15 protein-coding genes and 1 pseudogene are annotated in these 11854 nt (G+C 63.4%); 9 read left to right on the forward strand and 7 right to left on the reverse strand.

Annotation, left to right across the window (positions count from 1 at the left end):
* Positions 1-121: 121 nt before the first annotated feature.
* From NKI99_RS25925 to dnaQ, 4 genes are all read left to right on the forward strand, one after another.
* The gene (locus NKI99_RS25925) at positions 122-721 is read left to right on the forward strand and encodes a Maf-like protein (RefSeq protein ID WP_352612569.1); all 600 of its coding nucleotides are present in this window, start codon (positions 122-124) and stop codon (positions 719-721) included.
* The gene (locus tag NKI99_RS25930; RefSeq protein ID WP_352612570.1) at positions 714-1556 is read left to right on the forward strand and encodes a shikimate dehydrogenase; all 843 of its coding nucleotides are present in this window, start codon (positions 714-716) and stop codon (positions 1554-1556) included. Before NKI99_RS25925 ends, NKI99_RS25930 begins: the two co-directional genes overlap by 8 nt.
* Positions 1553-2152: a dephospho-CoA kinase gene (gene coaE, locus NKI99_RS25935; RefSeq protein ID WP_352612572.1), complete on the forward strand. Its 600-nt coding sequence runs from the start codon at positions 1553-1555 to the stop codon at positions 2150-2152. Before NKI99_RS25930 ends, coaE begins: the two co-directional genes overlap by 4 nt.
* 298 nt (positions 2153-2450) lie before the next feature.
* Entirely contained in the window at positions 2451-3155 is a 705-nt protein-coding gene (dnaQ, locus tag NKI99_RS25940; protein WP_352612574.1) for a DNA polymerase III subunit epsilon, read from the forward strand.
* A gap of 165 nt (positions 3156-3320) precedes the next feature.
* Here the strand turns inward: dnaQ and NKI99_RS25945 are convergent.
* The 3 genes and pseudogenes from NKI99_RS25945 to NKI99_RS25955 all read right to left on the reverse strand — a co-directional run bounded on the left by NKI99_RS25945 (position 3321) and on the right by NKI99_RS25955 (position 4982).
* A pseudogene (locus NKI99_RS25945) lies at positions 3321-3608 on the reverse strand (GIY-YIG nuclease family protein).
* A gap of 246 nt (positions 3609-3854) precedes the next feature.
* Entirely contained in the window at positions 3855-4352 is a 498-nt protein-coding gene (secB, locus tag NKI99_RS25950; protein WP_023813420.1) for a protein-export chaperone SecB, read from the reverse strand.
* A 129-nt stretch (positions 4353-4481) separates the two neighbouring features.
* The gene (locus NKI99_RS25955; protein WP_352612576.1) at positions 4482-4982 is read right to left on the reverse strand and encodes an FxsA family protein; all 501 of its coding nucleotides are present in this window, start codon (positions 4980-4982) and stop codon (positions 4482-4484) included.
* A 217-nt stretch (positions 4983-5199) separates the two neighbouring features.
* Here NKI99_RS25955 and NKI99_RS25960 point away from each other — a divergent pair, with 217 nt between their 5' ends.
* Genes NKI99_RS25960 through NKI99_RS25975 form a run of 4 tightly spaced genes read left to right on the forward strand, consistent with a single transcriptional unit; the run spans position 5200 to position 7969 of the window.
* On the forward strand, positions 5200-5907 hold the full coding sequence (locus NKI99_RS25960; protein ID WP_352612578.1) for a Tim44/TimA family putative adaptor protein: 708 nt from the start codon (positions 5200-5202) through the stop codon (positions 5905-5907).
* Positions 5908-5932: 25 nt separating this feature from the next.
* Positions 5933-7051: a murein transglycosylase A gene (gene mltA, locus NKI99_RS25965; protein ID WP_023813423.1), complete on the forward strand. Its 1119-nt coding sequence runs from the start codon at positions 5933-5935 to the stop codon at positions 7049-7051.
* Entirely contained in the window at positions 7048-7575 is a 528-nt protein-coding gene (locus tag NKI99_RS25970; RefSeq protein ID WP_023813424.1) for a Smr/MutS family protein, read from the forward strand. Before mltA ends, NKI99_RS25970 begins: the two co-directional genes overlap by 4 nt.
* 25 nt (positions 7576-7600) lie before the next feature.
* Positions 7601-7969, forward strand: coding sequence for a helix-turn-helix domain-containing protein (locus NKI99_RS25975; protein ID WP_352612580.1), 369 nt, complete (start codon positions 7601-7603; stop codon positions 7967-7969).
* A gap of 85 nt (positions 7970-8054) precedes the next feature.
* Here NKI99_RS25975 and NKI99_RS25980 read toward each other — a convergent pair whose 3' ends face one another.
* From NKI99_RS25980 to NKI99_RS25995, 4 genes are all read right to left on the reverse strand, one after another.
* A complete protein-coding gene (locus NKI99_RS25980) occupies positions 8055-8228 on the reverse strand; it encodes a hypothetical protein (protein ID WP_352555704.1) in 174 nt (57 codons plus the stop codon).
* 203 nt (positions 8229-8431) lie between these two features.
* On the reverse strand, positions 8432-9049 hold the full coding sequence (locus NKI99_RS25985; RefSeq protein WP_352612582.1) for a transglutaminase-like cysteine peptidase: 618 nt from the start codon (positions 9047-9049) through the stop codon (positions 8432-8434).
* Positions 9050-9282: 233 nt separating this feature from the next.
* A complete protein-coding gene (locus NKI99_RS25990) occupies positions 9283-10560 on the reverse strand; it encodes a polyhydroxyalkanoate depolymerase (protein WP_352612584.1) in 1278 nt (425 codons plus the stop codon).
* 234 nt (positions 10561-10794) lie between these two features.
* Positions 10795-11154, reverse strand: a complete 360-nt coding sequence (locus tag NKI99_RS25995) for a septal ring lytic transglycosylase RlpA family protein (protein ID WP_023813428.1) — start codon at positions 11152-11154, stop codon at positions 10795-10797.
* 309 nt (positions 11155-11463) lie between these two features.
* On the opposite strand from NKI99_RS25995, the gene NKI99_RS26000 reads away from it, so the two are divergent.
* Entirely contained in the window at positions 11464-11640 is a 177-nt protein-coding gene (locus NKI99_RS26000) for a hypothetical protein (protein WP_023813429.1), read from the forward strand.
* Positions 11641-11854 lie beyond the last annotated feature (214 nt).

The following is an 11854-nucleotide window of genomic DNA, read 5'->3' on the forward strand; positions in this document are numbered from 1 at the left end:
GCGAAGCGACGTCGCGGAGACCCTAGGATCCATGCCGTGACGGTGGTCGAAGGTGCCAGCGGTTTTCTGTTGGAGCCAGAATCTCAACAACGGTTAGACAATTGATCAGGCGCTTAAAACCATGACCGAGAAACTCATCCTCGCTTCCGGCAGCCCGTTCCGCAAGGCGATGCTGGTCAACGCCGGCGTCGAGGTCGAGGCGGTTCCGGCCGAAGTCGACGAGCGCGCGCTCGAGGGGCCTTTGCAGGATAGCGGCGTCTCGCCCGAGGACGTCGCCCTGGTGCTGGCCGAGGCCAAGGCCACAGAAGTCAGCGAGCGCAGGCCGGGCGCCCTGGTTCTGGGCTGCGACCAGACGCTGTCGCTCGGCGACGAGGTGTTCCACAAGCCGGCCGATAGGGAAGGCGCGCGCCGTCATCTCCTGGCGCTGTCGGGCAAGACCCATCAGTTGAACAGCGCCGCCGTGCTGGTCCGCGATGGCAGGGTTTTGTGGCGGCATGTCGGCATCGCTTCGATGACCATGCGCAAGCTTGACCCAGCCTTCATCGGCCGCCACCTCGCCCGCGTCGGCGCCAAGGCGCTGGGAAGCGTCGGCGCCTATCAGATCGAAGGCGAAGGCATTCAATTGTTCGAGAAAATCGAGGGCGATCATTTCACCATTGTCGGCCTGCCGCTTCTGCCGCTGCTGGCCGAACTGCGTGACCTGGGAGCGATCGATGGCTGAGGTGTCAAAGAAGGCCTTCGTGTCAGGCCATCCGGTCAAGCATTCGCGCTCGCCGAAGATCCATGGCCACTGGCTGGCCAAACATGGCATCGACGGGAGCTACCAGGCCATCGATGTCGCGCCGCAGGATTTTGGCGCGTTCGTGAAAACGCTGCAGGCAAACGACTTCCGCGGCGGCAACATCACCATCCCGCACAAGGAAGCGGCTTTCGCATTGGCCGAACGCCGCGACCAGGCGGCGCAAGAAATCGGCGCCGTCAACACGCTGTGGTTCGAGGACGGCGTCCTGTGTGGCGGCAACACCGACGCGCACGGCTTTGCCGCCAACCTCGACGATCATGCGCCGGGCTGGGCGAGCAAGGGTCCGGCGGTGGTGCTTGGCGCCGGCGGCGCGTCGCGCGCCGTCATCCATGCGCTGAAGGAGCGCGGCGTTGCCGACATCCGCATCGTCAACCGCACTCTGGCCCGGGCGCAGGAACTGCGCGATCGTTTCGGCGCCGGTGTCTCGGCGCATGGCATGGCGGCTACGGATGAACTGCTCGGCGATGCCGGCCTGCTGATAAACACCACGGCGCTCGGCATGCATGGCAATGAAGGCCTGTCGGCCGATCCCGCCCGGCTGCCCGACCACGCCGTCGTCACCGACATCGTCTATGTGCCGCTGGAGACGCCGCTGCTCGCGGCCGCCCGTGCGCGAAAGCTGAAGGCGGTCGACGGCCTCGGCATGCTGCTGCATCAGGCCGTGCCCGGCTTCGAGCGCTGGTTCGGCGTCAGGCCGCGGGTGACGGCCGAACTCCGGGCCCTGATCGTCGCCGATCTGGCGCCGAAGCCATGATCGTGCTCGGCCTCACCGGCTCGATCGGCATGGGCAAGTCGACCACGGCCAGGATGTTCACTGACGCCGGCGTGCCGGTCCATGATTCCGACGAGACGGTGCATCGCCTCTATGCCGGCAAGGCGGCGCCCCTGGTCGAAGCCGCCTTTCCCGGCACCACATCTGCCGGGGTGGTCGACCGGACAAAGCTTGGCGCGCGTGTGCTCGGCGACGCCGCCGCGCTGAAGCGGCTCGAGGCCATCATCCATCCGCTGGTGCGCGCCGACGCCGATGCCTTTCTGGCCAGGCATCGTAGATCAGGCGCGCCGATCGCCGTCCTCGATATTCCCCTGCTGTTCGAAACCGGCGGCCGCAACCGCGTCGACAAGGTCGTCGTCGTCACTGCGTCGGCCGAGACCCAGCGCGCCCGCGTGCTGGCGCGGCCCGGCATGACGGAGGAAAAGCTGGCGTCGATCCTGACTAAGCAGGTGCCGGATGCGGAAAAGCGGCGTCAGGCCGATTTCATCGTCGACACCGGCCAGGGGCTGGACGCCGCGCGGGATCAGGTGAATGCGATCATTGCGGAACTGATCGGGGTCGGCAAGCCGGGCCATTGACACTGGCTGCCGTCTGTCAACGTCAGCGCCGTCCCTCATCTGCCTGCCGGCATCATCTTCTCCCCGTGTAGTGACGGGGAGAAGGAGCTGGCCGCGACCTCGGCTACTCTCTTGCAAACGCAGGAGATTGGCGAAATCCTTTGCGAAGGCGTCCTTCTCCCCGTCACTATAGGGGGAGAAGTGCCCGGCAGTGCGATGAGGGGCAGCGCAAACCTGTAGTGATTGCCCTGATCAGCTCGTTTCCCATTGCCATTTTGTTCCGGTCTCATGATTCTGCTCCTTTGGAGCGACTGATTCGATGCGTGAGATCATCTTCGACACGGAAACCACCGGCCTCGATTCGCGCGACGACCGCGTGATCGAGCTTGGCGGCGTCGAGTTGATCAACCGCTTCCCGACCGGAAAGACCTTCCACCACTACATCAACCCGCAAGGGCGCGCGATCCATGCCGAGGCACAGGCGGTGCACGGCATCAGCGCGGCGGACCTCGCGGGCAAGCCGACCTTTGCCGAGATTGTGCAGGAATGGCTGGACTTCACCGACGGCGCCAAGCTGGTCGCCCACAATGCGACGTTCGACGTCGGCTTCCTCAACGTCGAGTTCGGCCGGCTGGGCCACCCCGTCATCGACAACGGCCTCGTCGTCGACACGCTGGCGCTGGCGCGCCGCAAGCACCCGATGGGCCCCAATTCGCTCGATGCGCTCTGCCGGCGTTACGGCATCGACAACACCAGGCGCACCAAGCACGGCGCCCTGCTCGATTCCGAATTGCTGGCCGAGGTCTATATCGAGCTGATCGGCGGCAAGCAGGCGGCCCTTATCCTCGACAGCGCCACCGCGCCGGCGCAAGGCGAAAATGTCCGCCAGATCGAGATCATCATCAGCCAGCGCCCGGCACCCCTGCGGCCCCGCCTCACCGAAGCCGAACGCGCCGCGCACGCCGGCATGGTCGGGACGTTGGGTGAGAAGGCGTTGTGGCTGAAGGTTGCTGCTGGCAGTTAGAGAAGCGATGGCGGCAAGGCTGGAAGGGCCGACCCTCAAGATTGGCAGCGGACCCGATAACTTCGTCATCCTAGGGCGAAGCAAGGAGCGAAGCGACGCGGCGCAGACCCTAGGATCCATGCCGTGACGGTGATGATATGTTCCGGCGGTGCAAGAAACCGAGCGTTACCACCCCGCCCCGCGAAACAGCTCGAACCACTCTGGATTGGCCTTTTCGATCATTCGATCTTCCATTGGCGCGGCCAGCGCTTCAGGGACTTCTCACGTTGGATCGCATCGGTGATGTCGAAAAACTCCTCGTACCAGACCAACCGCTGAACACCGTAGCGGCTGGTGAAATTAGAGCCTTGGCCCGACTTGTGCTCCGGCATGCGGCGACCGAGGTCGTTGGTGACACCGATATAGAGGGGTGCCACCTTTCTGGCTCGCAGTCATGTAGACATAACCGGTCATGGTTTTAGCGTAGCGAGCACAGGCGCGGGGACAAGCGCCATTCTGATCCGTTGCATTTTAAGGCGAATGTCACGGCATGGATCCTAGGGTCTGCGCTGCGTCGCTACGCTCCTTGCTCCGCCCTAGGATGACGAAGACGCGAGGGGCCTTCAGCCAACCTCGAAGGCGCGCTGCCCCGCCAGCGTTCCAAACAGAAAACCCGGCACAAGGCCGTGTTCTCAGAAACAACAACGATGACAGCAGGCCTCAGCTCACCTTGACCTTGGACGCCTCGTCCTCGGCCAGCTTCTGCTGGAACATCTGGGCGAAGTCGATCGGGTCGAGCATCAGCGGCGGGAAGCCGCCATTGCGGGTTGCCTCGGCGATGATCTGCCGGGCGAACGGGAACAAAAGGCGCGGGCATTCGATGAACAGGATCGGCAGCATGTGCTCCTGCGGAAAGCCTGCGATGGCGAACACGCCGCCATAGACCAGCTCGACATTGAACAGCACTTCCTGGTCGAAGGACGCCTTGGCGTTCAGCGTCAGATTGACGTCGAACTGCTTGTCGGAGAGCGGGTTGGCGTTGACGTTGACGTTGATGGCGATGCCCGGCGCCTTGTCGCGGCCGCGCAGCGAATTCGGCGCGCCGGGGCTTTCGAACGACAGGTCCTTCACATATTGCGCCAGAACGTTGAGCGACGGCTGCGCCGCATTGCCGTTTCCGTTGGCTGCGCCGACCGGCGCGTCATCCTTGCTGGCCATAAGCCTTGTCCTCTTGCCTGGGCAGCGTCGCTGACCGAATTGAAATCGGGCGTTCGCTACCATGGCGGGGATGACAAGACAAGGTTTGCCGCCTTGCTTCTCGGCTGCGGATATAGATGGGACGGCGCCCTAATCGTCCTTCAGGCGGCGCCACGGCGAGTTGTGATCCGGGCCGCGCTTCAGATCGTCCTCGCGCGAATAGTCGCCGTCTTCGAGGTCGATGACCCTGTCGCGCTGGCGGCTGCGAAAACCGCCGGTCGAGAAATCGGTGGCGACGACAATACGGCCCTTGAACCGGTTCCAGGCAAAGTCGCGCAACGGCGGCAGGAACAGCAGCAGGCCGATGATGTCTGATATGAAGCCGGGGATGATCAGGAGGACCGCCGCAACCACGATCATGGCGCCGTGCGCAAGGTGGCGGCTTGGGTTCTGGCCGGCGGCCATCTCGGTGCGGATGCGGGCCATCACGCCAAAGCCCTGGTACCGGAGCAAAAGCACGCCGGCGATGCTCGAGGCCAGCACGAGGCCGACCGTCGCCAGCGCGCCGACCTCACGGCCGACGATGACGAAACCGGCGATTTCCAGCAGCGGAAGCGCGAGGAGAAAGAAGGGAAGCAGCGAAATGCGCAAGTCTTGCCAACCTTTTTTCGATTGTTATGACGTTTCGATTGTTTTGGCCGCCAGTTGGCAATCGCCGCTGGCACTGAGGCTGTTAGATAGGTATGCCTGCCTTTGATTTGAATGATTGCGCCTTGCGTTCTATATGCTTTGAATGTTGAACGCTATGCGACCGTGGCCATTGGGCCTGACGGTCCGGCCACAGGGCAGGAATTGATTGGCGGAAGATATGGGATTCTTCGACTTCGGCACGATTTTCTTCCTGATTGCGGCGGTGGTCATCTTTTTCCAGCTGCGCAATGTGCTGGGCCGCCGCACCGGCAGCGAACGGCCGCCCTTCGATCCCTATTCGGCGGCTCGCACCGGCGACAAGGATGCCGCCCAGAAATCAGAAAATGTCGTCTCGCTGCCGCGCAAGCGCCCGCCAGGCGAGCTGGCTCCCGACACCTATGCCGCGATCGACGCATTCGCCAAGCCCGATACCGACCTCAACAAGGGCCTGCGCACGATCAAGGACAATGATCCGTCCTTCGAGCCGAAGGGTTTCGTCGACGGCGCCTTGATGGCTTTCGAGATTATCGTCATTGCCTATGCCGACGGCGATCGCAAAACGCTGAAGAACCTGTTGTCGCGCGAGGTCTATGACGGCTTTGTCGCCGCCATCGGTGAGCGCGAGGCCAAGGCGGAAAAGATCCAGTCCTCCTTCGTCGGCATCGACAAGGCCGACATCGTCTCGGCCGAGATGAAGGGCGGCGAGGCGCATGTCACGCTGCGCATCATCAGCGAGCTGATTTCGGCGACCCGCGACAAGGCCGGCGCGGTCATCGACGGCGACCCGGAAACCGTCGCAGAGGTCAAGGATGTCTGGACCTTCGCCCGCGACACGCGCTCGCGCGACCCGAACTGGAAGCTCGTCGCCACCGAGGAAGAAGACTAGTTCGGAAACACGCGGCGAGGCTCCGGTGTCGCTATCGCCTCTTTTTGTCGAGAAAGCCTTCGGCGACCTGCCCGGCTGGGGAGATGACGACCATTCGGCGGCTTTCGCCGCCTTTCGCCGCTCGGCCTTCCATGTCCTGACCAAACCCTATCGCAGTGGTGCGCTCGGCATCGACTTCGACGCCTTTGCCGATGCCTACGCCAAGGCCCGGACCGTTTCGCCGGCGAATCAGTCGCCGACCCGCGGGGAAGCCCGCGCCTTCTTCGAGCGCCATTTCGTCCCGGCGCTTATCCCCGCCGAACATGCCGGCGCCGGGCTCGTCACTGGTTTCTATGAGCCGCAGGTCGAGGCGTCACCGGTGCGCACGGATCGGTTTTCGGTGCCGTTGCTGTCGCGCCCGGCCGATCTCGTCGATATCGACGAGAGCAACCGGCCGCCCGGCCTGGATCCCTACCTCGCTTTCGCGCGCCAGACGCCGAGCGGGCCGGTCGAGTATCCCGACCGTGGCGAGATCGAGCGTGGCGCGCTCGACGGCAAGGGTCTGGAAATCGCCTGGCTGGCCGACAAGGTCGATGCCTTCTTCATTCACGTGCAAGGTGCCGCACGCCTCGCCATGACCGACGGCCGGCTTGTCCGCGTCACCTATGCCGCCAAATCCGGCCAGCGCTTCACCGGATCCGGCAAGATCTTGAGCGAGCTTGGCGAGATCCCGCTGGAGAAGGTGACGATGCAGTCGATCCGCGCCTGGTTCAAGGCGCATCCGGGCCGCGTCGACGAGATCCTGCGGCAGAACCGCTCTTACATCTTCTTCCGCGAGGCCGATGTCGAGGACGCGGCCCTTGGCCCGATCGCCGCCGCCAAGGTGCCGCTGACGCCGGGCCGCTCGATCGCCGTCGACCGCTTGCTGCATACATTCGGCACGCCTTTTTACATCGACGCACCGACGCTGACTGCTTTCGACGCAGAACCGTTCCGCCGGCTGATGATCGCGCAGGACACCGGCTCGGCCATCACCGGGTCCGCGCGGGGCGACCTGTTCGCCGGTTCGGGCGATGCCGCGGGCGAGATCGCCGGCGTGGTCCGCAATGCCGCGGATTTTTATGCGCTGATCCCGCGCGCGCTCGTTGCAGGTGCGGTCCGATGACCCGGCGCCCGGACAAGCTCAGCGAGGACGACCGGGTTCTGTGGAACCTGGTGGCGCGCACGGCCAAGCCGCTGAAGGGCAAATTTGCCGTCGACATCCCTGAAATCCCTGCCGAGGTCAGGCCAAGTCAGCCGCAACCGGTTCAGCCCATGGCCAATCCCGGGGCAGCCAAACCAAAGACGCAGCATGTCGCGCATGCGCTCGACGAACCGACCTTGGACAAGCTGTCGAAGGGCCGGCTGCCGATCGAGGGCCGCGTCGATCTGCACGGCCTGACCCAGGACGAGGCCTATTCGCTGCTGTTTTCATTCCTGCACCGGGCGCATGCCGGCGGCGTCCGCTATGTCCTGGTCATCACCGGCAAGGGCTCGTCCTCCGGCGGCGATGGCGTGTTGCGGCGCGCGGTACCGGCCTGGCTGTCGACGCCCGCCTTCCGGCCGCTGGTCTCCAGCCACGACCATGCCGCCCGCAATCATGGCGGTTCGGGTGCGCTCTATATCCGCCTGCGGCGGGCGCGCCTGTGAGGAGCTCTATCATGAGGGTGGGGACATGACCCCGTTCGGAGAGAAGCTGCGGACGCTTAGGAGCGAACGCGGTGTCCGCCAGAAGGACATGGCGGCGGCGATCGGCGTCAGCGCCGCCTATCTGTCGGCGCTCGAACATGGCAGGCGCGGTGCCCCGACCTGGACGCTGATCCAGAAGATCATCGGCTATTTCAACATCATCTGGGACGATGCCGAGGAACTGGCGCGGCTGGCCGAGGCCTCGCATCCGCGTGTTAAACTCGACACGTCGGGTCTTTCCCCCGCCGCCACCGAGCTTGCCAATCTGCTGGCGGAAAACATCGAGAAACTCGACGAAGCCGAGCTTCGCCGCATCACCGCATCGATCCGCGCGGCGTTAAACCAGCGGCCGTAGTCCGACGATCCGAGCGTGATGCAAGTTCGCCTGCTTCAGAAGGAAACTGCCCGCCGGCGGAGCGCCAGCGGGCACAGTGGTGAGATCATTTCTTGCCGGCCGTGCCGCCATTTCCGCCCCGGCCGTGATCGCCATTTCCGCCATGGCCATTGTTTCCGCCGCCCAGGCAGTCCGACGCCCCGGCATCACCGCAACAGCGGCCGGCCCAGAGATCGTTGAGGTTGGTTTTGGCACAGCTGGTGGTGGTCTGATCGGCCATGGCGGATCCGGCCATGCTCGACACCGCGAGAGCGGCAAGAAGGGTGTTTCGCAGAAAAGCAGTCATCTGAAGTCTCCATGGTTGGTTTCGGTTCACGGCTGTGTGTCGCTGGCCGGAGCGAAATGGTTCACGGAGAGATGCGAGATTATTAGAGGATGCGCGCGGCGCCAAGGATCGCCGATGCCGCCCTGTTCGTGCAGAAGCTACTGCACCGCGCCGACCAGAACCTGCTGGCCACCGCGGATCGAGACCCAGCGGCCGGTGTTGTCGATCGCCTGCCGCTTGAGGAAGCGGTAACCGGTCGCGTCCCATGGTTTGACCTTGTCGGTCAGATTGTCGAGCACATAGTCGCCCTCGTCGGTGCGCACCGTCAGCACGGCGTGACCCTCGCCGTCGGGCTTGCGCACGACGGTGATCAGAAGATCGGCAAGCGAGATGCTCATGCGCGAAAGCTGGCGCCGCTTTTCCAGCACATAGTCCTCGCAATCGCCGACGCCCTTGTCGGGATAGGCCCAGACCTCGTCCTTGCCGTAGATATCCATGTCGCTCATCGGCTTGACGGCGGCGTTGACCCTGGCGGTGACATTGAGAAGCTTGCGCATCAGCCCGTCGCTCATCGTGGCCGGCGCCAGATTGGTCGGGCGGATCGAGCATTCGCCCGGATGCAGCTTGCAGAAATCATAGTGGCCGATCGGCTGCGAGGTGAGCCCCCCGGTCGCCATCGCTCCACCCGCAAAAGCCGGTGCCGCCCAGCCCGCCGTCATTGCCAGCCCGGCCGCCACATACACGCGCAGCCGTCGCGCCATCGATGAGGAAATCATTGTCCCCGCTCACCCTTTGTTATTAACGAAAGGTTAAGGGGGATTTACAGTCCGTGTCAATTACGACGACGGTCGGATTGTCGGCATGGTTACCCGAGGGGCTGGACAGCGGCACTTGTGCAACAGAATCGGCCAGCCAGCCGGCTTTTACCGTTCAATTTCACGGTTTATCGCCGTTAAGCTTGGTTTATGCAGGTCATCGTCCCAAAACCCGCAATTTTGGGCGACTTGCATTATTTCTTGGCGGCGCGGACCAGCTTCGGTTTCACCGCGACACGCTCCTGGCGGCCATAGCTGGTGATGAAGTCGACGATGCGCGGCACGATTTCGGAACGGAAGCGCGAACCGTTGAACACGCCGTAATGGCCAACCGCCGGCTGCATGTAGTGGGCATGCCTGTCTGCCGGGATGTTGGGGCACAGATCATGCGCCGCCTTGGTCTGGCCAAGGCCCGATATGTCGTCGTTTTCGCCTTCGACCGTGAACAGCGCGACGTTGCGGATCGCCGACGGATCGATCCTGGTGCCGCGATGCGTCATCTCGCCCTTGGGCAAGGCCTGGCGCACGAAGACCGTGTCGACGGTCTGCAGATAAAACTCCGCCGTCAGGTCCATGACAGCAAGATACTCGTCGTAGAAATCACGGTGCTTCTCGGCATTGTCGCCATCATGCTTCACCAGATGCATGAAGAAGTCCTTGTGGGCGATGATGTGGCGGTCGAGGTTCATGCTCATGAAGCCGGACAGCTGCAGGAAGCCTGGATAGACCTCGCGGCCGAAGCCCGGCACCGGCCAGGGCGCATGCATCACGACATTGTCGCGGAACCAGTCGATGCCCTTTTCCTGCGCCAGCAGATTGACCGCGGTCGGGTTGCTGCGGGTGTCGATCGGGCCGCCCATCAAGGTCATGGTCGAGGGCACGAAGGGGTCGCCCTTCGTTTCCATCAGCGCCACGGCGGCCAGCACCGGCACGGAAGGCTGGCACACCGCCATCACATGCGTGTCCGGCCCCAGCGTGTGCAGCATGTCGATGACGTAGTCGATGTAGTCATCGAGATCGAATTGGCCGTCGGCAAGCGGCACCATGCGGGCATCGACCCAGTCGGTGATGTGCACGTCGGCATAGGGCAGCATGGCTTCGACCGTGCCGCGCAGCAGCGTCGCATAGTGGCCCGACATCGGCGCCACGATCAGAAGCTTCGGATCGGGCTTGCGTCCGGCGGGGACCGTGCGCTCGAAGCGGACGAGATTGCAGAACGGCTTCGACCAGACGGTCTTTTCAGTGACCTCAACGCTCTTCCAGTCGACCACGGTCTTGGTCAGGCCGAAGGTCGGCTTGCCGTAGCGGCGCGTGGTGCGCTCGAACAGTTCGGCCGTCGCCGCGATCGAACGGCCCCATTGCGTGTGGGAAAACGGATTGAGTGGATTGGAGTAGAACATCCGCACCGCGTCGGCATAGAGGCGCGCCGGCTGCAGGGCCGCGTGGTTCATCTCATAGAGCTGGTAGAACATCGAGAACCCCGCTGCTGCCTGCGACCGAAGGGACGACGAGCCGCGCCGAGCCCTAGATGTCTCGCGGGGAAGTTAACAACTAATTGCTGCGATGCAATACGTCACGCGGCGTGACCAATGCTTCTTTGGTTCAAGACCGTGGAAATCGGGGCCGAACGGTGCCAGACGGCTCAGTGTGCGACTGCGAAATGTGTAGGCAATGTGTCCGGCCTATGTTGCCGGACACAGAAAACTCTAGACGCGCGCCATGCACACGGAAGTATGGCCGGAGCCGATGAAGCCGAGCTGGCCGGCCGCACCCTTCGACAGGTCGAGCACGCGTCCCTTGATGAACGGACCGCGATCGTTGATGCGCACGACGACGCTGCGGCCGTTGTTCTTGTTGGTCACCCTGAGCTTGGTGCCGAAAGGCAAGGTGCGATGCGCGGCGGTCAGCGCTGACGGGTTCATGCGCTCGCCCGATGCGGTCTTGGAGTGCAGGGCGTACCATGAGGCGCGGCCGCACTGGGCGGCGGCGGTCGCCGAAGAAGCGCCGACCATGAGGCCAGCAGCGATCGTTACCGCGACAAGCGCGGTCTGTTTTGGATTCTTCATATTTGGGGGATGGCTCCGTTTTTGACAGACCCCAGCCGTTAGGTGCCAAATAAGGCGCGAAATGCGGCAGTCATCTGGCGGTTCCGTGGCAATGGCACACGTTTGGAGTCGCTGAGTAACAGTCTGTCAGGGATTTTCCGCCGCGCGATGATCAATCAATGATGATCTTTGTCCTGCTGACAGGCATCCGTTTGACAAGATCGAACATTAATATCCAAGTAGAGTCCGGCACGGACGGGCCACTTCCTTCGGCTCTTTTATCGCGGCCCCGATGCTGCAGCCAATCGACTTCAAAAGGGAGATCCTGCAATGAGGCTGACGAAAAATCTGCTGGCGTTGATTGTGCTTGCCGTCGGCGCGCTGTGGTCGCTGCAAGGCATCGGCGTGGTCGGCGGCAGCTTCATGACCGGCCAGTCGCAATGGCTCTATATCGGCGTCGTCACCATGCTGGTCGGGCTGGTGGGATTGGTGTGGGCGAACCGGTAGGGGGTGTGAGCTTCGAAGAAAGATCGACCCCCACTCCGTCGAGCTTCGCTCGCCACCTCTCCCCCGATCGACGGGGGAGAGGAAAGGCGCGAGCTTGCCGACCCAGGCCCCTTTCCTCTCCCTCCGGAGGGGGGAGAGCGACTATCTGGGGTGTCAAGTTGCAATTACGAACTCGTTGCGCGCATCGCGTGCTTTTGCATTGAGGATGACCAGG

The organism is Mesorhizobium sp. M0239 (genome assembly GCF_040321815.1).
Classification (GTDB): Bacteria; Pseudomonadota; Alphaproteobacteria; order Rhizobiales; family Rhizobiaceae; genus Mesorhizobium.